The organism is Nocardia arthritidis (genome assembly GCF_011801145.1).
Taxonomy (GTDB): domain Bacteria; phylum Actinomycetota; class Actinomycetes; order Mycobacteriales; family Mycobacteriaceae; genus Nocardia; species Nocardia arthritidis_A.
Window position 1 is genome coordinate 7,742,411 of the sequence record NZ_CP046172.1, and the last position, 23,663, is coordinate 7,766,073.

Annotated in this window: 23 protein-coding genes; 10 read left to right on the plus strand and 13 right to left on the minus strand. The window is 68.2% G+C overall.

Going from position 1 to position 23,663, the window contains the following annotated elements; all coding sequences use genetic code 11:
* Window positions 1-34: 34 nt before the first annotated feature.
* From F5544_RS45870 to F5544_RS34880, 3 genes are read right to left on the minus strand one after another with little or no spacing between them, the layout of a single operon-like run.
* Window positions 35-2,032 (minus strand): protein kinase domain-containing protein, encoded by a 1,998-nt coding sequence (locus F5544_RS45870; RefSeq protein WP_194252475.1) that lies wholly within the window; start codon window positions 2,030-2,032, stop codon window positions 35-37.
* 45 nt (window positions 2,033-2,077) lie between these two features.
* Window positions 2,078-2,770 (minus strand): response regulator, encoded by a 693-nt coding sequence (locus F5544_RS34875; RefSeq protein WP_174867462.1) that lies wholly within the window; start codon window positions 2,768-2,770, stop codon window positions 2,078-2,080.
* On the minus strand, window positions 2,767-4,080 hold the full coding sequence (locus F5544_RS34880) for a sensor histidine kinase (protein ID WP_167477104.1): 1,314 nt from the start codon (window positions 4,078-4,080) through the stop codon (window positions 2,767-2,769). Before F5544_RS34880 ends, F5544_RS34875 begins: the two co-directional genes overlap by 4 nt.
* 179 nt (window positions 4,081-4,259) lie before the next feature.
* On the opposite strand from F5544_RS34880, the gene F5544_RS34885 reads away from it, so the two are divergent.
* The 3 genes from F5544_RS34885 to F5544_RS34895 are packed head-to-tail and all read left to right on the plus strand — an operon-like array spanning window position 4,260 to window position 7,784.
* On the plus strand, window positions 4,260-4,571 hold the full coding sequence (locus F5544_RS34885; protein ID WP_167477105.1) for a hypothetical protein: 312 nt from the start codon (window positions 4,260-4,262) through the stop codon (window positions 4,569-4,571).
* Window positions 4,572-4,593: 22 nt separating this feature from the next.
* Entirely contained in the window at window positions 4,594-5,301 is a 708-nt protein-coding gene (locus tag F5544_RS34890; RefSeq protein ID WP_167477106.1) for an ABC transporter ATP-binding protein, read from the plus strand.
* Window positions 5,298-7,784 (plus strand): FtsX-like permease family protein, encoded by a 2,487-nt coding sequence (locus tag F5544_RS34895; protein WP_167477107.1) that lies wholly within the window; start codon window positions 5,298-5,300, stop codon window positions 7,782-7,784. The genes F5544_RS34890 and F5544_RS34895 overlap by 4 nt, the downstream gene beginning before the upstream one ends.
* 19 nt (window positions 7,785-7,803) lie before the next feature.
* Here the strand turns inward: F5544_RS34895 and F5544_RS34900 are convergent, their stop codons facing one another.
* Complete coding sequence (locus F5544_RS34900) at window positions 7,804-9,678, minus strand: serine/threonine-protein kinase (protein WP_167477108.1); 1,875 nt, start codon at window positions 9,676-9,678, stop codon at window positions 7,804-7,806.
* Window positions 9,679-9,911: 233 nt separating this feature from the next.
* Between F5544_RS34900 and F5544_RS34905 the strand changes: the two genes are divergently transcribed.
* On the plus strand, window positions 9,912-10,802 hold the full coding sequence (locus F5544_RS34905) for a hypothetical protein (RefSeq protein WP_238846809.1): 891 nt from the start codon (window positions 9,912-9,914) through the stop codon (window positions 10,800-10,802).
* Between the two features lie 13 nt (window positions 10,803-10,815).
* Here F5544_RS34905 and F5544_RS34910 read toward each other — a convergent pair whose 3' ends face one another.
* Both F5544_RS34910 and F5544_RS34915 read right to left on the minus strand, forming a co-directional pair.
* The gene (locus F5544_RS34910) at window positions 10,816-11,481 is read right to left on the minus strand and encodes a response regulator (protein ID WP_167477109.1); all 666 of its coding nucleotides are present in this window, start codon (window positions 11,479-11,481) and stop codon (window positions 10,816-10,818) included.
* A 31-nt stretch (window positions 11,482-11,512) separates the two neighbouring features.
* A complete protein-coding gene (locus F5544_RS34915) occupies window positions 11,513-12,748 on the minus strand; it encodes a sensor histidine kinase (RefSeq protein WP_174867464.1) in 1,236 nt (411 codons plus the stop codon).
* A 169-nt stretch (window positions 12,749-12,917) separates the two neighbouring features.
* On the opposite strand from F5544_RS34915, the gene F5544_RS34920 reads away from it, so the two are divergent.
* The 3 genes from F5544_RS34920 to F5544_RS34930 all read left to right on the plus strand — a co-directional run bounded on the left by F5544_RS34920 (window position 12,918) and on the right by F5544_RS34930 (window position 15,622).
* Window positions 12,918-13,631 (plus strand): hypothetical protein, encoded by a 714-nt coding sequence (locus F5544_RS34920; protein ID WP_167477110.1) that lies wholly within the window; start codon window positions 12,918-12,920, stop codon window positions 13,629-13,631.
* An 89-nt stretch (window positions 13,632-13,720) separates the two neighbouring features.
* A complete protein-coding gene (locus F5544_RS34925; protein WP_167477111.1) occupies window positions 13,721-15,136 on the plus strand; it encodes an alpha/beta-hydrolase family protein in 1,416 nt (471 codons plus the stop codon).
* Window positions 15,137-15,178: 42 nt separating this feature from the next.
* The gene (locus F5544_RS34930) at window positions 15,179-15,622 is read left to right on the plus strand and encodes an SRPBCC domain-containing protein (RefSeq protein ID WP_167477112.1); all 444 of its coding nucleotides are present in this window, start codon (window positions 15,179-15,181) and stop codon (window positions 15,620-15,622) included.
* A gap of 45 nt (window positions 15,623-15,667) precedes the next feature.
* Here F5544_RS34930 and gatA read toward each other — a convergent pair whose 3' ends face one another.
* Window positions 15,668-17,140 (minus strand): Asp-tRNA(Asn)/Glu-tRNA(Gln) amidotransferase subunit GatA, encoded by a 1,473-nt coding sequence (gene gatA / locus F5544_RS34935; RefSeq protein ID WP_167477113.1) that lies wholly within the window; start codon window positions 17,138-17,140, stop codon window positions 15,668-15,670.
* Complete coding sequence (gatC, locus tag F5544_RS34940; RefSeq protein WP_167477114.1) at window positions 17,137-17,436, minus strand: Asp-tRNA(Asn)/Glu-tRNA(Gln) amidotransferase subunit GatC; 300 nt, start codon at window positions 17,434-17,436, stop codon at window positions 17,137-17,139. The genes gatA and gatC overlap by 4 nt, the downstream gene beginning before the upstream one ends.
* 346 nt (window positions 17,437-17,782) lie before the next feature.
* On the opposite strand from gatC, the gene F5544_RS34945 reads away from it, so the two are divergent.
* Window positions 17,783-18,433 carry an amino acid-binding protein gene (locus F5544_RS34945; RefSeq protein WP_167477115.1) on the plus strand — a complete coding sequence of 217 codons (651 nt, stop codon included), beginning with the start codon at window positions 17,783-17,785 and terminating at the stop codon, window positions 18,431-18,433.
* A 4-nt stretch (window positions 18,434-18,437) separates the two neighbouring features.
* Here F5544_RS34945 and F5544_RS34950 read toward each other — a convergent pair whose 3' ends face one another.
* From F5544_RS34950 to F5544_RS34960, 3 genes are read right to left on the minus strand one after another with little or no spacing between them, the layout of a single operon-like run.
* Window positions 18,438-18,986 carry a GNAT family N-acetyltransferase gene (locus F5544_RS34950; protein ID WP_167477116.1) on the minus strand — a complete coding sequence of 183 codons (549 nt, stop codon included), beginning with the start codon at window positions 18,984-18,986 and terminating at the stop codon, window positions 18,438-18,440.
* A gap of 31 nt (window positions 18,987-19,017) precedes the next feature.
* Complete coding sequence (locus F5544_RS34955; RefSeq protein ID WP_428847087.1) at window positions 19,018-19,362, minus strand: hypothetical protein; 345 nt, start codon at window positions 19,360-19,362, stop codon at window positions 19,018-19,020.
* A 14-nt stretch (window positions 19,363-19,376) separates the two neighbouring features.
* Complete coding sequence (locus F5544_RS34960) at window positions 19,377-20,621, minus strand: AAA family ATPase (protein WP_167477118.1); 1,245 nt, start codon at window positions 20,619-20,621, stop codon at window positions 19,377-19,379.
* A 178-nt stretch (window positions 20,622-20,799) separates the two neighbouring features.
* Here F5544_RS34960 and F5544_RS34965 point away from each other — a divergent pair, with 178 nt between their 5' ends.
* Window positions 20,800-21,348 (plus strand): Uma2 family endonuclease, encoded by a 549-nt coding sequence (locus tag F5544_RS34965; protein WP_167477119.1) that lies wholly within the window; start codon window positions 20,800-20,802, stop codon window positions 21,346-21,348.
* A gap of 114 nt (window positions 21,349-21,462) precedes the next feature.
* A complete protein-coding gene (locus tag F5544_RS34970) occupies window positions 21,463-21,822 on the plus strand; it encodes a hypothetical protein (RefSeq protein WP_167477120.1) in 360 nt (119 codons plus the stop codon).
* Window positions 21,823-21,895: 73 nt separating this feature from the next.
* Here the strand turns inward: F5544_RS34970 and F5544_RS34975 are convergent, their stop codons facing one another.
* Both F5544_RS34975 and F5544_RS34980 read right to left on the minus strand, forming a co-directional pair.
* Window positions 21,896-22,927 (minus strand): S-adenosylmethionine:tRNA ribosyltransferase-isomerase, encoded by a 1,032-nt coding sequence (locus F5544_RS34975; RefSeq protein WP_167477121.1) that lies wholly within the window; start codon window positions 22,925-22,927, stop codon window positions 21,896-21,898.
* Window positions 22,924-23,622: an SDR family NAD(P)-dependent oxidoreductase gene (locus tag F5544_RS34980; protein WP_167477122.1), complete on the minus strand. Its 699-nt coding sequence runs from the start codon at window positions 23,620-23,622 to the stop codon at window positions 22,924-22,926. Before F5544_RS34980 ends, F5544_RS34975 begins: the two co-directional genes overlap by 4 nt.
* Window positions 23,623-23,663: the final 41 nt, after the last annotated feature.

A 23,663-nucleotide genomic window follows, 5' to 3' on the forward strand; every position in this document is an offset into this window, starting at 1 on the left:
AGCCATACCGCACAACAGGTTTCGCAAGCCTCGCTCAATAAACATATACCACCGCGTTCTCACCGCCGATGCAGGTGACGAGTTGACCATCGGATGTACAAGTCATCGTGTAACTGCGCCCGGTGACCGGACTCACCGCAACCACGCTACGCTGCCCGCCGGAAGCGCTTGTCCCCGAAACGGTTTGGGCATACGCCTGGCGAACCGCCTCGGCGAACGGACAGCTCGTCACGCCGTTGCCCGCCGCGGCGTGCGAAAGCGGTGCGCCGCCCTGCGTCTGGCCGCACGGCGTAGCGCCCGCGGGCAGCGTCGATGTCGTCGTCGAGGTGGATGGCGCCGAGGTGGTCGTCTTGCTCTGCGGCGGTGTGGTTTTGGCGAGAGTTGTCGCCGCCGAGACGGAGGTGTTGGTGGCGGTGTTCGCTGCATTGCGTTTGCCGAGCACCTGCCAGCCGACCGCGATGCCGACCGCGGCGACGACTATCGCGACGACGGTGAACAGGATCGGCGCGACGATGGAGCGACGACGGCTCGGCGTCTCGTATTCGCCTGCCTCCGGCTCGTCGTAGTCGTCGGCGTACCCGTGCTGGTATTCGCCGTCGTAATCCTGATATTCGCCCTGATACGCGTAATCGTCGGCCTGACCGTACTCGTCGGGCTGCGGATGCCCACCGGCCTGCCCATAGCCGCCGAGCGCGTACTCGCCGCCCTGTGGGTAGCCACCCTGCTGGTATCCCTCGGGCGCGCGGTGGGCCGGACCCGGCTCGGGCTGGAAGGGCGGGCGGCTCGGCGGATATTCCGGCCCCGTCCAGTTGCCCGGCTGATCGCTCGAAAAATATTGCGTCTCTTGGGCGTCCGGATAGCTCTCGGGATAGCTGCGCGCGCCGGGATGCGGGCCGGAATGTTGGTTATCCGGATAGAGGTGCGCGTCCGGGAACGGCCGCACGGGCGGCAGCTGGGTGGTCGGCGGGAACTGCGCGGGCGGCCCGAACGGCGCGGCCGGCTGCTGCGGCGGCAGCGGGGTGAACTGGGTTTCGGTGGGCCGCACCACCGTCGGCGCGCTCGGCGTGATCACCGCGGGCAACGACAGCTCCCCCGTGCTCTCCGGCGGCACCAGACCCAGATGCACCGCGGTCGGATCCGGTTGCCGGCCTGCCGGATCCGGCGGCCGCACCACCAGCGTCGGCCCGCTCTTCGGCGCGGGCGATCCGGCGAGCGCGGTCTTGGCGGCCGCCGCGAGCGCGCCCGCGGTCGGATAGCGGTCGGCCGGATCCTTGGCCATGCCGCGGGCGATCACCTCGTCGAGCACCGCGGGAATTCCCGGCTGCTGCTGGCTCGGTCGCGGCGGCGGATTCGAAAGATGGGACCGGATCAGCACATTCATGCTGGCCGCCGGATACGGCGATGCGCCGGTGAGGCATTCGTGCAGCACACAGGCCAGCGAGTAGATGTCGGCGCGGCCGGTCACCTCGCCGGCGTCGAAGCGTTCCGGAGCCATGTAGATGTAGGATCCGACGGCCATGCCGACCAGCGTCACCGCGGCATCGCCCTCGGTATGCGCGATGCCGAAATCGGCCAGATACGCGAAATCCTTGTCCGCCACCAGAATGTTGGCGGGCTTGACATCGCGGTGCACCAGGCCCGCCGCATGCGCGGCGTCCAGCGCCGCCGCGATCTGCTCGACGATATGCACCGCGCGCGCCGCACCCAGCGGGCCCTGGGTGCGTAGCAGGGTGCGCAGATCGACGCCGCGCACCAGGAGCATATCGATGAACAGCGTGCCGTCGATGACGCCCCAGTCGTGGATGGGGATGACGTGCGAGTCGGCCAGCCGGACCGCCGCCTGCGATTCGCGCCGGAAACGCACCTGATAGACCGGGTCTTTGGCGAGCTCGTCGGCGAGCAACTTGACCGCGACGACCCGATCTTTCACCGTGTCGTAGGCCTCGTAGACCTCACCCATACCCCCCTTGCCCAGCAACGACCGCAGTTCGTACGGCCCGAACCGCGTTCCGGTTCTCGGCCCAGGTGCCACCACCGAAGTCGTTCCTCCACATCCCGGGCCAGCCGAGCCTGCCCGTCAAACAGTGGATTCTCCGGGTGTCACCACCCCGTGGTCAAACGCAAAGACGATCGCGGCGGCCCGATCCCGTAACTCCAGCTTCCCGAAAATGTGTCCTACATGGCTTTTCACGGTCACTTCCGAGATACCGAGCGTCCGGGCGATTTCCGAATTCACCCGGCCGCGGCCGATGAGCTCGAGCACCTCGTACTCGCGCGCCGTCAACTCGGACAGCCGAGGATCGGTGCGCGCCACCGCCGGGCGAATGCTGCGATAGGTGGACAGCACACGTTCGGTAACCGACGGATCCAGCCAGGCCCCGCCGCCCGCCACCATGCGGACCGCGCGAATGAGATCCTCGGCGGGCGAATCCTTCAGGATGAATCCGGCCGCGCCCGCGCGCAACGCACCGGAGAGCAGCTGATCGTCGTCGAAGGTGGTGAGCACCAGAACCGGTGGGGCGCCGTCGATCGCGCGCAGCCGCCGGGTGGCATCGATCCCGCCGACCCGCTTCATCCGCAGGTCCATCAGGACCACGTCGGGACGTTCCGCCGCGACGGCTGCGGGCACCTCGTCGCCGTCGGCGCATTCGCTCACCACGAAACCGTCACGCCTGCGCAGGATCCGGCGCAGGCCGCCGCGCACCAGTTCCTGATCGTCGACGACGAGAACCTCGATGGTGTCCTCGACGGTGTGCGGTAGTACCGTCACGTGGCCTCCTGTTTGAATATGACGCACGCCCCGGATTTGGCCGGTGCCAACGGGAATCGCACTCGAACCGACCAGCCGTCGTCGTACGGTCCGGCGGTGATCCGGCCGCCGAGCAGTTCGACGCGCTGACGCATACCCGAAAGTCCCATGCCCTGGCCGATTTTCGCGGGCAGTCCGCCGGGCAGGGTGTTGTCGACGGTGAGGCGGGCGGTCGCGGCGTCCACCGAAAGCCGGACCCGCACGCTAGCGCCCGGCGCATGTTTGACCACATTCGCCAACGATTCCTGGCCGATTCGGTACAGCGCGAGGCCGAGCGCGGCCGACACCGAGTCGATCTCGCCATCGCACACATAGTCGACCCGCAGGCCCGCGCGCACGAAATCGCCGACCAGATCGTCGAAATCGGCGAGCCCCGGTTCGGGCGCGGGTTTGGACGGCCGACTGTCCAGCAGCCCGACCGTGCGGCGAATATCGGACATCGCTTGGCGGCCAAGGCGTTCGGCGTCCACCAGCGCGTCTACCGCCTCGTCCACATCGCGATCGGTCTGCAGGGTGTGCCGGGCCGCGGTCAGGTGCAGCAGCGTGATGCTGAGCGAATGCGCGATGACGTCGTGCACCTCGCGGGCGATCCGATGACGTTCCTCGTCGGCCGCCTGGTTCGCGCGGATCTGCTGATACTCCCGCTCCTGATAGAGGTGGCGGCGCTGGAATTGCAGCATCACCCCGACCATCCAGCCGAGCACAACACCCGCACAGTAGCTGGACAGGCCCTCGGAGTTCACCGCCGCCGCATCCCAGAGCACATGCCCGTAGACGGCGAAGGCGATCAGTTCGGCGATGGCGGCGACGCCGAATACGAGGCTCACCCGCTTCGGCGCGATGGCCGCGACCTCACCCACCCCGATCATCAGCACGAACGGTGCGAAATCGGCCGAAACCGGCTGTACGAGGAATAGCGCGGCCGCGACCAGGCTGCCGACGCCGAGCAGTACCGGATGCGGCACGATCCCGATCAGGCAGAACAGCGGTACCGAGACGAACAGCATGAGCACCGCGAGAATCGGCAGCGGCGTCGGCCAATAGGCGTGCCGCTGGATCGCCGCGGCGATACCGACCATCGCGCCCATCGCGTCGGCGGTGAGGATCAGCGACGGCGGGTAATCGAAGGGCAGTTCCTCCAGCGCGATGCGCAGTGCGACGCTCGGGTTTCGCGTGAAGGCCCGCAGCCGATCGCGGATACGTCCCCGCTCACGGAATACGTCCGCGGCGGCCATCCGCCCCGGTCCGCCCATGGCCTGGGTCATATCCATACAGCAAGGCTAGCGACCTGGTCGGGCCCGGTACATCGTGCCGGGAGCGGTCACCCTCTCCTACCGGGGTAGGAGAGCGATTCGGGTCCGTGGCACGAAGACACCGGTGTCACCCGGCCGTAGCGTGATGATCACATCGAAGCGGGGGTAACCACGCTCATAGGGAAGGACGAGCACCAATGTCCTGGGAAGATCAGCACCGGCGCACCCGGATCGTGCATACCGTGCTCGACCGCGCGGCCCGCGATCCGCACAGCCCGGACCTGTTCCGCGAACTACCGGATCTGCAGCGCTTGTTCGGCGGCCCGATCGGTCTGCTGCGCGCGCTGGCCTATCGCTGGAACAACCATCTCGCCGCCAAACTCGACCAAGCCCAGATACAGGGTCAATCCGAGTTGGAGGCCTATCTGGAGCTCGCCGCGGAACAACCGGTGCTGCGCGCGCTGCTCGACGCACATACACACCGGGACGAAACCGTGCTCGCTCGCTGAGCATCGGAAAAGGGAGGGAATCATGCCGGAACCGGCGATGCTGGAACTGTCCGAGATCACCAAGGAGTATCGCGTCGGGGACCAGACCGTCCGCGCGCTCGACGGCATCGATCTGCGCGTCGAATCCGGCCAATTCACCGCGATCATCGGACCTTCCGGCTCCGGCAAGAGCACGCTGCTGCATCTGCTCGGCGCGCTGGACAGCCCCGACCGCGGCTCGATCCGGTTCCAGGGCGCGGAAATCGGCGCGCTCACCGAGGAGCGGCAGGCCGAATTCCGCCGCCACCGTGTCGGTTTCGTCTTCCAGTTCTTCAACCTCCTGCCGACGCTGACCGCATGGGAGAACGTCGCGATCCCGAAGCTGTTGGACGGCACCGCATTACGCCGGGCCAAACCGAGAGCGCTGGAGCTGCTGGACCTGGTCGGGCTGGCCGACCGGGCCCAGCACCGTCCCGCCGAACTGTCCGGCGGGCAGATGCAGCGGGTCGCGGTGGCGCGGGCACTGATCATGGATCCGCCGCTGATCCTGGCCGACGAACCCACCGGCAACCTGGACTCCAAAACCGGCGCCGCCATCCTGGAACTGCTGGGAAGCCTTACCGGCAACGGTAATTCGGTGGTGATGGTGACCCACGATATGGGCGCGGTGGCCTACTGCGACCGGGCGATCACGCTGCGCGACGGCCGGATCAACTCCGACGATCTGGTCGAGCGGGCGGTGAACGTATGACCGCGGGCTGGGATCGATTGCGGCTGTTCAATATCGGCGAGTTGCTCGCCCATCGCGGCCGCACCGTCATGTCGATGATCGTGATGGCGGTCTCGGCCGGACTGCTCGTCTCGGTATTCAGCATCTCCGGTTCGGTCACCGGATCGGTGGACAAGTTGACGAAAAGCCTTGCGGGCAAGGCGGAACTGGAGGTCACCGGGATCACCGACGCCGGATTCGACCAGGGGCTGCTGCCGCGGATCCGCGCGGTGCCCGGGGTCGCGGCGGCGGTGCCGATGGTGCGCGCCCAGATCGGCGTGGATGACAAGAAGGCGCTGCTGATCGGCGCCGACGGCAGCATCGCCGCGCTCGGCACCGCACTCGACGGACCGCTGCGCACCCAGGCGTCCCGGCTGCTCACCGTGCCGAACGGCGTAATCGTCGGCGGCGCAACGGGTTACCGAGAGGGCGAACATTTCCGGGTCGGCTCGGCCACGGTCACCGTTGCCGCCGTCCTCGATGACGCCACCGCCGATCGGTTCAACGGCGGCCACCTGGTGGTCACCACGCTGCCGCTGGCGCAGCAACTGCTCGGCCGGACCGGCAACCTGGACTCCATCCAGATCGTGCCGGGCCCGAATACCTCGGCGGCACAGCTGCGTTCAGCGCTCAACGAGCTGGTCGACGGTCGCGCGGTGGTCGCCGACCCGAGCCTGCGCACGGCACAGGCCGGTGGCCCGGTGACGCTGATCCGCTACTCGACCACCATGGCGTCGGCCGCGGCGCTGATCGTCTCCGGCTTCCTCATCTACAACGCGATGAGTATGGCGGTGGCGCAACGGCGTCCGACGCTTTCGCTGCTGCGCGCGATCGGCGGCAGGCGCGCACCGATGGTCCGGGATCTGCTCGCCGAGGCGGCGCTGATCGGCATCGTCGGCGGGCTGATCGGCGCGGTATTCGGAATATTCCTGGGCCGCAACGCCATCGACCGGCTGCCCGTCGCCGTCGTGCAGTCGATGGAGGCGCGCACCGAATATATGGTGCCGGGTTACGCGATCCCGGCGGCGGTGGCGGCCTGCGTGCTCGCCAGCGTCGGCGCGGCCGCGATCGCCGCACGGCAGATCTACAAGGTGCGCCCGGTCGAGGCGCTGGTACCGGTCGGGGTTTCGAAATCCGATGCGGTGAGCCCGCTGCTGCGTTGGAGCGCAGTACTTTTGGGGACGGCGATGGTGGCGGCGGCGATCGTCATCGCGACGGCGGATATCGGCCGTCTCTCGCTGGCGTCCATCTCCCTCTCGATCGGGGCGGCGGTGGTGCTCTGCTTCGCGGCGACCGAGCCGATCGTGCGCGCCACCGGTGCCGTCGCCAGGCTCTTCGGCGCGCCCGGTGCGCTCGGAGCCACCACGCTGGAGCGCGCCCCGCGCCGCGTCTGGGCGACCGCCATGACGGTGCTGATGGCGGTCACCGCCGTCGTCGCCATGGGCAACGCGTCGCGCAATCTCGTCGACTCGGCGGGCGCCAGCTTCGACAACCTGGCCAGCTCCGATATCTACGTCAGCCCCACCTCGTGGCTGGAATTCCCGACCGGACCGCTGCTGCCGCCCGATCTGATCGGGAAGATCCGCGCCGTTCCCGGCGTCACCGGGGTGGATGCGGCGCAGATGGCCTGGGCCTCGCTCGGCGGTGGCCGGGTATTGCTGCAGGGCTACCCGAACAACTCGCGCGCCTACCCGGCCGACCTGGACTCCGCCACGCTGAATCGGCTCGCGGCCGGCGACGGGGTGGTGATCTCCCGCGACGTCGCCCGCGCGCAAGGCGTGCGCGTCGGCTCGACGCTCGACCTGCCGACGCCGACCGGTGTCCGGAAGGTCGAAGTGCTGCGGGTGATTCCGTACTTCTCCGCGATCGCGGGCGTGGTCATCCTGAACCTGGACGTGCTGCGACAGTGGTATCAGCGGCCCGGCGAGACGGTGATCACCGCGAACTTCGCGCCCGGCGCCGATCAGACCGCCGTACTCGCGGCGATCCACGCCGCGATACCGCCCGAGCTGTACGTCAATCTCGGGAAGGATGCGGCCGCGCAGACCGCGAGCAGCGTGGAACAGGGTACGGCGTTGAGCAATTCGATCCTGTGGATCACCGTGCTCGTCGCCACCGTCGCCCTGCTCAACACGCTGATGCTTTCGGTGCTCGACCGCCGCCGCGAACTCGGGGTGCTGCGGGCCATGGGCACCGGGCGCCGGTTCCTGTTGCGCACCGTGCTCGCCGAGGCGGCCGGGATCGGATTGGTCGGCGCCACACTGGGTTTGGCGATCGGCGCCGCCGTGCAGTTCCTGGCGACCCGCGCGCTCGGACACGCCATGACCATCGACGTCGTCTATCAGGCGAGCCCGATGCTGGTGGTCTACGCCGCCGCGGCGCTGCTGCTCGCGCTGATCGGCTCGATACCGCCCGCGCTGCGGGCCGCGCGGATGCCGATTGTCGAGGCGCTGGCCGTCGACTGAAATATGCCGCGCCGCAACGTCACAGCGGAAGGTTGGACCACCAGGACTTCCACGCCGAGCTGGTCAGGCCGAAGCCGGAGGAGGCCACCGTATCGGTGATCGTCACATGCGCCAGGAACAGGTAGTTCGCCCGCGGCGGGTCGTTCTCGAAGCTCACCGCGATGAACCCCTCCGGGAATCCGGAACCCGATTTCTGCCAGCGGTAGGTGGTCACCGACTTGCCGTTCTTGGTTTCCGTCGCCCTGGTATTGGACGGGAATCCGGCGACGGCGGCCTTCGCGTCATCGGCCGATTTGAACGCGACGGCAATCATATTGGGCTCGTTGATCGGGGTGCCCCAGCAGTCCCAGCCGACGGCCCACTTCGGGAAGTTCGGCACATCCGAATTGGCGGACAGCTTGGTGTCGTTGCGGTCGTTGGTCTCCAGGAAGCATTTCTTACCGTGATAGCCGTCGCCGTTGCCGATACCGTATTTGGTGTCGACACCCTGCGGCAGCACCTGCGGGAACGCCTTGGCCAGCACCTGCGGATCGGTGGACGATCCCGCGGGCCCCGCTGCGCCGCTCGGTTTGCCCGCCGCCGTCGGCGACGAATCATCGCCGCCGCCACCGCGATTCGCCACCACGATGACCCCGACGACGAGCACGAGCAGCACGACGACCGCCGCGCCGATCCCGACCAGCAGCCCGGTATTCGAGCGCTTCGGCGGCGGTGTGGCCGGAAATCCGCCCTGCGGCGGATAATTCGGCGGTGGCGGGTAGGCAGGAGACGAAAACCCCTGCGCCGCACCATGTTCCGGTGACTGCGCGAACTGTGGAGCCGAAGTCGGAGCGAACTGCGACGCCGGAGTGAGGGTCGGAGCGTACTGCGGTGGCGCGGGAACCGGGGTGAACTGCGGCGCGAACGACTGCCCCTGCGGCGTCTCGACCTGGCCCGGATACGGCGCGTCACCCTGATTCGCATAGGTCGGCGCGGCGGGATAGGCGAGCGCCGGAACCGGCTGCGACAGCGCGGGATTGGCTACCACCGTCGGCGCGGGCCCATACCCGGGCGGCGGCGGTGGCGCGGTCAACGCCTGTTTGGCCGCCGCCGCGAACTCGCCGCAGGATCCGAATCGCTCGGCGGGCCGCTTCGCCATCGCTCGACCGAGCACCAGGTCCAGCGCCGGATTCAGCCCGGGACGGATGGTTGCGACCGGCGGCGGCGCCAACTGCAGATGGCCGCGGATGATCTCGGCCGGATTGTTCGCGTCGAACGGGCCGACGCCGGTCAGCAACCAGTACAGCGAACAAGCCAGCGAATACTGGTCGGAGCCGCTGTCCAGATGCGCTCCGGTCATCTGTTCCGGCGAGGCGTATGCCAGGGTCGCGGTGAACATGCCGGTCTGCGTCAGATGCGTGGAATCCTCACGCAGCCGGGCGATTCCGAAATCGGTGAGGAACACCCGCTCGCGCTTGCCGCCGTCCGAGCGGGCCAGCATGATGTTGGCCGGTTTGACGTCGCGGTGCAGCACGCCCATGCCGTGCGCGTAATCCAGCGCCGCCGCGACACCCTCGACGATCTGCACCGCGCGCTCCGGCGGCAGGCTGTGCGGCTGCACCGTCGCGGCATCGATGCCGTCGACGTACTGCATCGAGATCCACAGCTGCTCGTCCTCCTCGCCGCGGTCGTAGACCGCGACGATATTCGGATGGTCCAGTTGCGCGGCCAGATCGGCCTCGCGCTCGAACCGGGCCCGCACCTCGGCATCGGTGAACAGCTCGCGGTTCAGCAGCTTCAGCGCGGTCTGCCTCGGCAGCCGCGGATGGCGGGCCAGATACACCGACCCCATACCGCCCTGCCCGAGCATGCGCTCGATGGTGAAGCCGGCGAAGACATCTCCGCTGTTCAGCAACGCGCCCCCCTTCAGGTGACCTACAAAATTCGGAGCGTACCCGGTTACCGGTTCGCGACATCGCTTCGAAATCCGCGACGACAATCGGCAAACTGTGTACAGGTCCTCGCTTCGCCACCGCTCGACGGCGTCTGCGATGATGACCCACCGATCGGTCGACGACCGACGGGCCCATGGATCAGTTTGCACCGCCGACGACAGCGGATACGCGCAGGGGTGGTGGGGAGGACGCGGTGGTGAGAGCTAAATATCGAGTTCCGGCCCTGCTGCGCGTCACGGCGGGCACCGCGGCCCTACTCACCGCCACCTCGTGCGGCCTGCTCTCCGGTGATCCACATCCCACGACGCCACCGACCGTCAACACCGCGGCGCACTGGCGCCCCGGCCTCTCGGTGACCATGCCCGATTCGCTGGCCGCCGATTTCACCCAGCTGCAACCGACGCTCGGCGGTCAGGTGGGGATGGCGATCATGCCGGTCGGCGGCGGCCGGATGACCGTATTCGGCGACTGGACCTCCGGTATCGCCTGGTCCACCATCAAGGTGCCGCTGGCCATGGCGGCGCTGCGGCACGACTCCGGCGAGAAGATCTTCGAGGAGGCGCAGGCCGCCATCACCGTCTCGGACAACGATGCGGCCGAGGAACTTTGGGAATCGCTCGGCAACGGTCTGGAGGCCGCCGCCGCGGTGCAGGCGGTGCTCGACGAGGCGGGCGACGGCATGGCGAGCGTCGCCGGTCCGCGCACCCACCTCGACTATTCGGCGTTCGGCGGCACCGAGTGGACGCTGGCCAATCAGGTGCGCTTCGCGTCCCGGCTGCCGTGCCTGGCGCAATCCGACCAGGTCACCCAGTTGATGACGCAGATAACCCCGGAGCAGAGCTGGGGCCTCGGGGTGATCAGCGGTGCGGCGTTCAAGGGCGGCTGGGGTCCCGACGACGACACCGGCATTTACACCGTCCGCCAGTTCGGGGTGGTGCCGACGCCGTCCGGCCGGATCGCGGTGGCCCTTGCCGCACAGGCGGATACGGGCGAATTCGAGGATGCGACCGCGATGCTCACCCAGCTGGCGAATATGTTGTCGCGCCACCTCGGCGAGGTGCGCGGCGGCGGCTGCTCGCACTGAACCGCAACGGTTTTCAGCCCGGCGTGACCAGACCCGATTCGTAGGCCAGCACCACCGCCTGCGCCCGGTCGCGCAGGTTGAGCTTCGAAAACACCTTCGACACATGGGTTTTCACGGTCTGCTCGGCGACGAACAGGGATTCCGCGATCTCCGCGTTCGACATGCCCTTGGCGATCAGCTCCAGCACCTCGCGCTCGCGCGGGGTGAGCGAGGTCAGCGCGGGTGCGGGTTTGCTGCGGGCCGCGGCCCGCCTGCGGGTGACATCGGCGATGAGCCGCCTGGTGACCGTCGGCGCGAGCAGCGCCTGACCGTCGGCCACCACCCGGACCGCGCGCACCAGTTCGTCCGCGGGCGCGTCCTTGAGCAGGAAGCCGCTCGCACCGAGGCTCAGCGCCTCGTAGACGTAATCGTCGATATCGAAGGTGGTGAGCATCAACACCCGCACCGGCGGATCGAATCCGGCGGCCAGGATGGCCCGCGCCGCGTCCAGCCCGTTCATCTCGGGCATGCGCACATCCATCAGCACCACATCGGGGCGCAGCCGCTTCGCCTCGGCCACCGCCACCTTTCCGTCCGGTGCGTCACCTACCACACTGATATCGGGTTGCGCGGCGAGCAGAGCTCCGAAACCCTGCCGCACCATCGCTTGATCGTCGGCGATCAACACCGTAATTGCCACGCCCCAACATTAGGGAATCCAGCCCGAAACCTCATATTTGGTGCGCCGCGGCGATCACACTCTCGGCGGAGGCGTGCAGCGGCAGCCGGGCCCGGACCTCGAAACCGCCGTCCGGGCGCGGCCCGGCGTCGATATCCCCGCCGACGGCCACCGCGCGGGCGCGCATCCCCGCGATGCCGTGCCCGCCGTTGCCGACGGGTTTGGCGGGCACGGCACCGGGCCCGTTCACCACCGTCAGCGCCAGTTCGGGCGCGACAACGACATGGACCCGCACGGCCGCGCCCGGCGCGTGCCGCGACGCGTTGGACAGCGACTCCTGCACGATGCGATACAGCGCGAGCCCCGCGGTATCCGGCACCGCGTCGAGCGGTCCGTCCACCGCCCAGGTGATATCGACGCCTGCGCGCTTGGCGCCGTCGAACAGGCCGAGCACATCGGCGGCCCTCGGTTGCGGTGCGTGTTCGGGCAGCTGGCCGTCGCTGCGCAGCACGCCGAGCATGCCGCGGATCTCGTTGAGCGCCTCGCGCGCCGTCGCGCCGATCGATTCGAATTCGGCTCTGGCCGCGTCGGTTACCCCATCCACCCGGTATGGCGCGGTCTGCGCCTGCACCACCACCAGCGACATGTGGTGGGCGACGACATCGTGCAGGTCGCGGGCGATGCGCGCCTTCTCCTCGAGGATGGCGCGGCGGGCCCGCTCCACCTCGTTCTCCTCCTCCTTGCGCACCAGCTGCCGCCTGGAATACACCAGCCAGCGCACCAGCAGCGCGATGAGCACGACGGCCGCCAGCGCGATCGGCCAGGCCCAGACGCCCTGACCGGGCATGGTGGTGCCGAGCAGCAGCGAGGTCGCCGCCCAGGCGATGCCGACGATCTGCGGCGACGCCTGCACCGCCACTGCGAACAGCAGCACGAACAGCGCCAGGATGTGCACCACTTGGAACGGGAGTTGGTTGCCGGGCTGATGCGGGATGGCCAGCGTGATGAGTAGCGCGGAACCCGCCGAAATGGCCCAGCCCAGCGCCGGGTTGAGCCGAACGAGCAGCACCGGGAGGGCGGCGATGGCGGCGAACAGCGGCTGGATGGGCACGGGCACGGCGTGCGTAATATGCAGGGTCGGCCAGGCGACGATGAAGAACACCGTCGCGACCAGCACCGTGAGCCCGTCGACGAACATCCGGCCGTCGATCCGTCGCAACCGCGACTTCGTCTTCGCGGGCCGCTCCAGTTGATCGGCCTCGGTCCGGGCACGCCTGTTCCGCTTCATGCCTATGACAGTAGAAACCGATCGGGCGACCGGTCCTCATACCCACGGGTGAAATCGCGACCGATACCCGGGTACCAGAGCCGATGACCACTCCCCCGCCGGAAGCGGGCCGGGAACCGCTCCGCGGCGGGAGGCCGGATGGCGTCGGCGCTTCCTAATTTCGATGACCATGAGCACATCGACCAAGCGCCCGCGCCGGATGGCGGCGCTGACCGCGGTCGCCATGACCGCCATGGCGGCCACCGTCACCTTCGCACCCCAGTCCAGTGCCGTCACTGCGGACAGCGCGCCGCCGGAGAACGCCTCGGCGGGCAGCGCCATCGCGGCGCTCACCGCCGACGGCGCGATCGGCGCACCCATCCCGGCCGATTTCGCGACCGAATTCGGTTACCGCCCAGCCGTTGTCGACGGTCTGCTGGTGAACCCGCAGGGCGACTGCTCATCGCCGATACCGCTGCCCGCCGAATTCGACACCGCGTGCAAGGCACACGATCTGGGCTACGACCTGCTCCGCTACGCCGGACAGCACGGTGAGCCGCTCGGCCCGTGGGCCAGGCAGGCCGTCGACGCCACACTGGCCCGGCGCATGCACGAATCATGCGGCGCGCGTTCGGATCTGCTGTCGCGTGCGCACTGCGATGTCATGGCCTCGGTCGCCGATATCGCGGTGGATCTCAACTCGCTGCGACAGGATTACGGCACTCCGATCGTCGAAAAGCTCTTCGGCACCGAGGTTTCCGGCGCCGACCCGACCACGATGGCTCCGCTGCTCGCCATTCTGGGCACGGGCATGCTCGGGTTCTGGATGTTGCTGCGCCTGCTGATCGGCGCGCTGCGCCGCATCAACCCGATTCCGGCTGCCGCACAGGTGGTTTCGCGATGATCCGGAATGTGCCGCCGTCCGGCGTTGCGGACCGTCGCGCTGTTGATCGAATCAGCTTGCGGCAGCGTGCCTTTGCCGCCTCGGCGCGTATGGTGCGTCCGCGTGTCGGCACCACGCTCGGCATCGGGGTCGGCGTGCTCATCTCGCTCGCACCCGGTCTGCTGCCGCGCACGGCGGGGGCGCAGGCGGTGCTCACCGGCCTGCTCGCGGCCGTCACCTTCGCCGTCGCCGGACTGGTGCGATTCGTGCTGCGGCGCGCGAATTTCGAGATAGACCGCAGATTCGCCCGGTGGCGGCTGCCCGCGTTCGTGATCACCGCACTGCTCGTGGTCGGCGCCATCGCGCAGGCATGGCACTGGCAGAACCGATTGCGGGCCGCGATGGGGACGGCGGCGATCGGGCCGGACTATTGGCTGCGCTGGGCCATCGGCGCGGTCGCGATCGTCGGCCTGTACCTCGGCATCGCTCGCGGAATCGGTTGGGTCCTGCGAAAATTGGGCTGGTTGCGCGGGACCGCGGTCGGTGTCGTCGGGGTGTCGATGCTGTACCTGATCGGTATTCCGAGCGTGGTCGACTGGCGGCGCGACACTTACGCCGCCGCCAACGCGGAGATCGATCCGGCAGTGGCCCAACCGGTTTCGCAGGTCCGGTCCGGCAGCACCGCGTCGGCGGTCACCTGGTCGTCCATGGGCGCGGAGGGACGGCGGTTCGTCACATCCACTCAGGATCAACCGGTTACGACAGCGTCTTCGAGTCCGGCCGCTCGCTCGACCGGCGCGACGGAGGCCGCCGCGACAACGCGGGAATCCGGTCGCGGCCAGGTCCGCGTCTACGTCGGACTCGAATCCGCACCCGATCTGAATTCCCGTGTATCCCTTGCCATTCAGGAGTTGGAGCGAACCGGCGGCTTCGACCGCTCGAATATCGTCGTCGCCGTGCCGACCGGGTCGGGCTGGATCGATGCCAACGCGGTCACCGGATTCGAGCGGCGCTTCGGCGACGACGCGGCGCTGGTCGGCCTGCAGTACTCCTACGCGCCGAGCTGGGTGACGTTCGTCTTCGGCCGGGAGGACGCGATCCGGTCGGCGCGGGCCCTATTCGACGCCGTCGCGGATCGGATAGCCACGCTGGCGCACAAACCGAAGCTCTACGTCTACGGGCAGAGCCTCGGCGCGCTCGGCGGCAGCGCCGTCTTCACCGACGACGCCGATCAGGCGCGCCGTACCTGCGCAGTGCTCTGGGCGGGGCCGCCGGCCAATCGGGCACACCGCGCGAATGCCACCGTGCTGGCCAACAGCTCCGATCCGGTGGTCCACTGGTCACCCGAATTGCTTTGGCGCGCACCTGATCTCACCGGCACCCGGGCCGATGCCCCGCGCCCCGGCTGGCTGCCGGTGGTGAGCTTCGTGCAGACCACCGCGGATCTGCTCGCGGCGCTCGACGCCCCGCCCGGCCACGGCCACCGCTACGGCGCGGATCAGGGCACCGCGCTCGGCACGTGCTGACCCGCCTTGCCCGGCTTGTGAAACTTGTTCTAGTTTGCTGATATGGCCTTTGTCATCGACTCCGGATTCGAGACCGATGTGCCCGCCGCGGTCGTGTGGCAGGTGATCACCGATTTCCCCCGGTACGGCGAGTGGAACACCTTCTGCATCGAATGTCGCAGCACCCTGGTGCCGGGCGATCCGATCGATATGCTCGTGCACCTCGGCCCGCGGACGCGGCGGCAGCGCGAATGGGTGCGCACGCATACGCCGGGTGCGGAGTTCAGCTATTCGATGAAGCCCGTGCCATTCGGCGCGCTGCACAGCGTGCGCAGGCACCGCGTGACCGCGCTGGGGCCGGACCGCACCCGCTACGAATCGCATTTCGAGCTCGCGGGCTGGTTGCGGCCCGCGGTGACCGCGCTGCTCGGCGACGCGCTGCGCACCGGATTCGCCGCGATGACCGAGGGGATCGAGCGCGAGGCGCGGCGAATTCACGCCGCCTGATCACGGTCGGCATCCACCTCGAAAGGCGAACGCCGACCGGCGTTTTCAGGCGATGGGTCCCCGTGCGACCTCATAGGCCGCCGCGACACGGTACAGGCGGTCGTCGGCCAACGCGGGCGCCATGATCTGGAAGCCCACCGGCATACCGTCGTCCTTGCTCAGCCCCGACGGCACCGACATGCCCGGATGCCCGGCCAGGTTGCTCGGCAGCGTGCACAGGTCGGACAGGTACATGGCCAGCGGGTCGTCGACCTTCTCGCCCAGCTTCCACGCGGTGAACGGGCTGGTCGGCGCGACGAGCACATCCACCTTCTCGTACGCGGCGTCGAAATCGCGCTGGATGAGCGTGCGCACCTTGAGCGCCTGACCATAGTAGGCGTCGTAGTAGCCGGCCGAGAGCGCGTAGGTGCCGAGCATGATGCGGCGCTTGACCTCCGGGCCGAAACCGGCCTCGCGGGTGGCGGCCATCACCTGTTCGGCGCTGTGCTGTCCGTCGTCGCCGACGCGCAGGCCGTAGCGCATGGCATCGAACCGGGCCAGGTTCGACGACACCTCGCTCGGCATCACCAGGTAGTACGCGGGCAGCGCGTATTCGAAGTTCGGGCACGACACCTCGACCACCTCGGCGCCGAGCTTGGTCAGCACCTCGACCGCCTCGTCGAACGACGCGATGACGCCCGGCTGGTAGCTGTCGGAGTGAAGTTCCTTCACCACACCGACTTTCAGCCCGCGCAGATCGCCTTCGGCGCCCGCGCGCGCGGCGGCGACCACCGGCGGCACCGGCACATCGCGGGAGGTGGAATCGCGCGGATCGTATCCGGCGATCACCTCGTGCAGCAGCGCGGTGTCGAGCACGGTGCGACCACACGGACCGCCCTGGTCCAGCGAGGACGCGCAGGCCACCAGACCGTAGCGGGAGACGGTGCCGTATGTCGGCTTGGTGCCGACGGTGCCGGTCATGGATGCGGGCTGGCGGATCGAGCCGCCGGTGTCGGTACCGATGGCGAGCGGCGCCTGATAGGAGGCGAGCACCGCCGCCGAACCGCCGCCGGAGCCGCCCGGAATCCGGCTGGTATCCCATGGATTACGGGTGGGGCCGTATGCCGAGTTCTCGGTGGACGAACCCATCGCGAACTCGTCCATATTGGTCTTGCCGAGGATCGGGATGCCCGCCTGCCGCAACCGGGTGGTGAGCGTCGCGTCGTACGGCGACACCCAGCCCTCGAGGATTTTCGACGCGCAGGTCGTCGGCATATCCGTGGTGGTGAAAACGTCCTTGAGCGCCAACGGAACTCCGGCCAGCGGCGAGGCGGGCGCCCGGCCCGCGGCCAGCTCGGCGTCGACGGCGGCGGCAGCGGCGAGCGCCTGCTCGGCGCCGACGTGCAGGAAGGCGTGGTATTCGCCGTCGACCTCGGCGATCCGATCGAGATGCGCCTGTGTCACCTCCACGGCCGACACCTCGCGGCCGTGGATCTTGTCCGCCAGCTCCGCCGCGGACAATTTGGTCAGCTCACTCATTCGCCCTCTCCCAAGATCTGCGGAACCATGAACCGCTGCTCCTCGACCGCGGGCGCGCCGGACAGCGCCTCCGCCGGGGTCAGGCCCGGCGAGACCACATCGGGACGGGTCACATTGGTCGTCGGATTCGGCGACGCGGTTTCCGGGACATCGGCGGTCGCGACCTCGGAGATGGTCCGCACGTGGCTCAGAATCGAATCCAGCTGCCCGGCGAACTGATCGAGTTCGGACTCGGACAGCGCGAGCCGGGACAACCGGGCGAGGTGTGCGACCTCGTCGCGGGAGATGGCGGGCACCGCGTGACCCCTTTCGGCATGGTTTAGCTTGGTGAAACGGCCGTGGAACAGCCTAATATGCGCTGTCGGCGAAGCCGTCATCAGCCTGCGCACGGCCGGAGCGAAGGCGGAGGTACGCCTAGCCTGGGCGCGAGAAGGCCTGTCGGACGGGGACGATCACGTTCCGGTCGCCAACTCCGCGACACGTTTTCGCCACCCAGCCCGACACGCCGCATTGGCGGGAAATAGCCACATGAGCTACCTCACCCGACGTGCTCCGAGTCGATAACGCAGGCTTAGGGGTGTAAGTATTGCCAGACCCGGGTACCCGTTTTCCAGTCTCGGCCGCTCAAGGAAAGGAACGCACGTGTCATTCCTGCTCCGCGTGCAACTTCCGGATCGACCGGGAAGTCTCGGCGCACTCGCTCTCGCACTGGGTTCGGTCGGCGCCGACATACTCTCGCTGGACGTGGTGGAACGCGGGGCCGGTTTCGCGGTCGACGATCTGGTGGTCGAGGTGCCGCCGAACGCGCTGCCCGACACGTTGATCACCGCGGCGGAATCGATCAGCGACGTACACGTCGACTCCATCCGCCCCTACTCCGGCGTGCTGGACACCCATCGCGAACTCGAGCTCATCGACCAGGTGGCCAGCGCCCGCGACGACCGGCTGCAGGTGCTGGTCGACGGCGCGCCCCGAGTGTTGCGGGTGGGCTGGAGCACCATCATCGATATGGGCCCGCAGGGTGCCTACCGCGTCGTCGGCAGCCCGAGCGCACCCGAGACGCAGGCCGGTTCGGCGCCGTGGATGCCGCTGGAGAAGCCGGCCGTACTGGATCCGGAAGCCGATTGGGTGCCGCAGATCTGGCGCGATATGGACACCAAACTGGCCGCCGCGCCGCTCGGCAACACCGGCAAGGTGCTGCTGCTCGGCCGACCCGGCGGGCCCGACTTCCGGCCGTCGGAGGTGGCCAGGCTCGGCTATCTGGCCGGGATCGTCGCCACCGTGCTCGGCTGACGAATCACCGCGCGCGCCAAACGTTTTCGGCGATGCGCTCGGCATTCGCGGCGAGATCCAACCGCAGCACGGGCAGCCGGTTGCCCGCGTCGGTGATCCAATCCCGTTCCGGCACACGGACGAATCCGAAGCGTTCGTAGATGCGCATGGCGTCGGTCATGGTCGGCATCGTGGTGATCATCACCGCGGCATAGGATTCCGCGATCGCGCGGTCGATCACGGTGCGCACCAACGCGGTTCCGACACCGAGCCCACGCGCCGCCTTGGCGACGGCCAGCATCCGGAACTCCAGCTCGTCGGGGCGCGCGGTCTCCGCGTACGGCGTGCCGGGCGCCGCGATCGTCAGCGAGCCCACCACCTGGCCCCGATACTCCGCGACCAGCACCTCGGCCAGGGGCGCGCGGCGCGCGGTATCCCTGAGCTCCGGCACATAGGCGCTGGCCGGATCGATATGCCCCTCGCCGACATAGACGTCGACGGTCAGCTCACCGATCGCCGTGTACTCGTCGGGGCGGGCCACACGGATGATCGGCCGGGCTTCGTTCGCATCCATGATCGACGATCCTGCCATCCGCGCACGGCGCTCAGGAACCGAGATATGGCCGGACACCGGGGTGATCGACCTGGAAGCGCATCGGATTGCGCGGGGCGTACAGCACGCTGAGCTGGTCGCCGACGGCGGGCCACTGGTTCACATCCCAGGCGAAACGGCCGAAAACCACCTCGCCCGGCACGCTCGGGCCGGACAGGTTGCCGGTGATGGTGACGTACTGCTCACCGCCGGCGTTCGGCAGCGGGCTCACCCCGGTGACATACAGGGTGCCGGACTCCGCGCCGACCATCGGACCCGCCCGCCTGCCGCGCAGGTAGGCGGCGACCGCGACGGCCGTCGCGGCGGCGAGCAGGATCAACAGACCGAACTGCAGCATGCCACCCATGCTATTCAGTGCTGGGTGAGCTCACTGACACCGTCCTCGGTGCGGCGCACCTGCCAGACCGCGGCGCGGGTGCGCGGCGAGCGACCGTTGCCGCGATCGATCAGCGCGCGGTTGTTGGTGGTGAAAATCAGTTGGGCGCCACGGGAATTCGTCTCCGGATTCTGGAAAAGCTGGATCAGCCGGTCGGTTTCCTCGGCGGGCAGGTGTGCGCCGATATCGTCGACGGCGAGCACCTTCCCGGAATCCAGCGCGTCGAGCATCGCGGGCAACAGCCGCAACACCGACAGGGTGGCGGTGGACTCCTCGGCGATATCGAAGTCGGCGTCGATCCCGTTGTGCACCAATCGAAGTCCGACACCGCGGCGGGCGACCATGCGGGCGTAGAGCGCTTCTCGCGCGGCGCGCAGGTTGGTCAGCTCCCGCTCCAGCAGCACCTCGGTGATGCCGTTGTCGCGCAACAGCATATCCGCGTGGCTCGGCGAAACCGCGCACAGCTCGGCCTGTTTGCCGGTGTCGGCGATCTCCGCGTCCAGCTCCCGCAGATAGTCGGCATACATCGGATCCGGTTCGGCCACAAGCAGATCGACGATGCCGAGCCCGGCGGTGCGCAGCAGCAGGAGCAGGCGCGCCGCATTCTCCGGGGATTTCGACAGATGACCGCCGAGGCGGTGCGCCACCGCATCGGCATCCGTCGCGCCGTGCTGCACCTCGAGCTTCGACTCGAACCATCGATAGGCGGGCACCAGCGCCTCGGCGTACAGCTGCCCGGCGAGGCTGAGCAGCAACGCATTCGGCCGCACCAGCGGCGCCAGCGCGGCGATACCGTAGCGCGCCGCCTCGAACATCGGGCCGACCTTCACCTGTTCGCCGGTGCGCTCGAACACGATTCGCTTACGCGAGCGCGGATGCGTATACAGCCATTCCGCCGCGACCTCCGCGCTCTCCAACCGGAACCCGTAGGTGTACGGATAGCCCTCGGCGACGAATTCGACGACGAATTCCGATGGCCGCTCCGGGAATCCGAGGTGCGGCGCGCGCACCGGACCCGCGTACGGATCCCACCCGGTCACCGAATCCAGCACCGCCGACCGCATCTGCGCCAGCGCATCGATCAGGTTCGTCTTCCCCGCGGCCGCCGCACCATGTATCGCCGTCACCGGCACCGCCACCGGCCCCGCCCCCCGACTCGACCGCAACTCCTGTGCCCCCGCCAACGACTTGTGATTGGTCACCTGAAAACTGCGCAGCATTGAGCCATCCTGTCGGGTCCGGATCCATCCCGCGACACCGCACCTCGGCATTCCGCTGCCACGATCCATCGTGCACGGAGATTCGATCTGGTTACCGATCCTTGAATGGTCGCTCTACCAGGGCATACCAGCCGACCAAAACTGGCTCCCGATTCGGCGCGCACGGTAGCCTGTGCGCATGACCGAGCTCTCAACCGCGTATCACTGGACCCCTGAAGGGTTCATTCGCGCATGGGAAGCGGGTGCGTTCAACAGTCGTGTCGAGCTCATCGAGGGGGAGGTATGGTCGGTGGTCATCGGGGACTGGCACGGACAAGCGGTGTTCCGCGTTGGACGAGCACTTCCCGACACCGGGGTCGATATAACTTCGGCAACCCTGCCCACTGGGTGTTCGCTGCCTGATCCTGACTGCTGGGTCCGTCGCGCGAGCGCGGAGCCCGTCGGCATGGTGGGCTCGAAAATTTCCGTCTGGGATCCGAGCGATGTCCTACTGGTCGTCGAGGTCTCGGATGAAACCGTACTGAGCGACCTCAACACAAAAGCCAAACTGTATGCGCGAGCGGGATACGCGGTGTACTGGGTAGTCACCAAAGACATGATTTACGAACACACCGAGCCATCCCCGGACGGCTATCTCACAAGCCACAAATACCGTCCTGGCACCCGGATTCCAGTGAACTACGCCGATACCACGATCGCGGTCGACGATCTGCTGTTCTCGGCGTAAGCACGACGTTCAGCTCATTCCAACGGACAAAAATGTCCGCCGCGCGTTACCATGCTGGCGCGTCGGGCTTGTTGCGCGGCGGATTTGCTGGACGTTCGGATTGATGAGGTAGTGATGGTTGGTCGGTTGGTGGTACGTGGGTCCGTGATCGCCGCGCTCGGGGTGGGGTCGGTGGTCGCGTTCGGGCCCGGGAACGCGGTGGCCGATGCGCCGTGTCCGGATGGGACCGCGCGGATCTTCGTCGCGGGCGGCCACGACGACGAGAGCACCGACACCTGCCAGGGGCCGGGGTCCGTGACCTTCAGCTGGCCCAAGGCGGTGTCGAAGGTGTGCGCAGTCGGCTCGGCCAAGGCCGTCGTCGAGATCTCGGGGGCAAAGCCATACGCCGGAACCTACGAGCTGGTCAACGGGCACTGCGCGATGTTCAACTACAAGAAGGTGGACTCCGCGACGATTACTGTCTCGCGCGGCTGATACCGCATCAGGCGTACCTCCGCATTCGCTCCGGCCACGCGCGGGCTACGGACGGCTTCGCCGACAGCGCCCTTTAAGCGCGGAAAAGTAGAGCGCTGTCGCCGAATTCGTGCCAGAGGTAGCCGGTTTCCAATGCCGCCGCGTACGCCGCGCCGACGGTCGCCGTGCCCGCCACCGCGACCAGTAGGTCGAGATGCGATGCGCCCGGGGCGTGCCAACCGGTGATCAGGCCGTCCACCACGCGTGCGGGCCGATGCTCGCCGAGCACGAGATCGGTCCAGCCTGAGGACGTTTCGACATATCCCGCAGGGTCGGCGGCCGACTCGAGCGCCCGGGTGACCGTTGTGCCGACCGCGATCACCCGACCGCCCGCCGCCCTGGTGTCGTTGACGAGCCGAGCCGTCGCCGCCGGAACCGCGAAACGCTCCGGGCTCGGCGGCTCCCCGGCCTCCGGCGACGAAACACCGGTGTGCAGCGTCACCGGCGCGACCGCCACACCGGAGGTGATCAGGTCGAGTACCAGACGCTGCGTGAAAGGCCTTGCCGCGCTTGGCATCTCCGCACTTCCCGGAATACGCCCGAAAACGGTGTGATAGTAGTCCACCGACCACTGCTGCGGCACATAGGAATACGTGACAGGTCGGCCGTATGCGGCCATCAGCGCGCGTGGATCGGTGTCGATATCGGCGATCCAGAGCCGCTTCGCCCCCGGCAGCCACGGCTCCCGCAATGTCGCGGAAGCGCCGCCGGGCAGCCGGATCACGGTGCCGCCGTGCAGTTTTCCGGCGGCGAACGGCGTCCGCTCGGGTGCCCGCACCTCAACCACCCACCGGCCGTCTTCCAGCCAGGTGGAAAAGTGCAGCGCGGCCGCCACGCCGTCGACCGACGCGTCGACGGCGGCGGGCAGCGTCGCCGAATTGTTCACCACCACAAGGTCACCCGGCCGCAGCTGCCCCGGCAGTTCCCGAAAGACGGCGTGGGTCAGGCGATCACCGGCCACCAGCAGCCGCACCTCGTCGCGGGCGAGTCCGCGGGCCTCGGGTGGGGCGCTCGCATTGAGTTCGGGCGGCAGCACGAAGGAACGCTCGGAAAGCAGTACCGTCATCGCACCGCACCCGTCGTGAAATCGGCCGCGGTGTAGCGGCCGCGGTTGGGTCGGGTCTCGATCAACCGGAGTAGCGCGGGGACAACGGCTTCCGGTTCCGGACGGTCCGAAATATCCTCGCCGGGGAACGCCGCCTGATGCATCTCGGTGCGCATATCACCGGGATCGAAGGCGTAGATCGGTATTTCCGGATGTTCGGCGGCAAGGACCGCGGTGAGCTGATCCAGCGCCGCCTTCGACGAACCATAGCCGCCCCAGTTCGGATACGGTTCCACCGCCGCGTCGGAGCTGATATTCACCGCGACGCCGCCGGATTGGCCGAGCAGCGGCAGGGCGAGCTGCAGCATCGCCAGCGGCGCTACGACATTGGTGCGGTAGACCGACTCCAACTCGGTCAACGGATACCGGTCCAGCGCGGGCAGCGGGCTCGGGCCCAGCCTGCTCGCGTTGTTCACCAGCAGGTCGAGTCGCCCTGCCGCCCTTATGATTTCGAATAAGCGGCCGCGGTGGGCCGCATCCGTGACGTCACCGGGGACGGCGGTGAACCCCTCGCCCAACTCCGTCGCCGCCCGATCCAGCCGGTCGGCCCGGCGTGCGGTGCCGAACACCTGCCAGCCCCGAGAGACGAGTTCCCGGCTCAATGCCAGGCCGAGCCCCGCGGAGGCACCGGTGACGAGTGCGGATCGGTGAACCATGACAACCTCCTGGTATTCGCTACCAGTCGATGGTCATACCT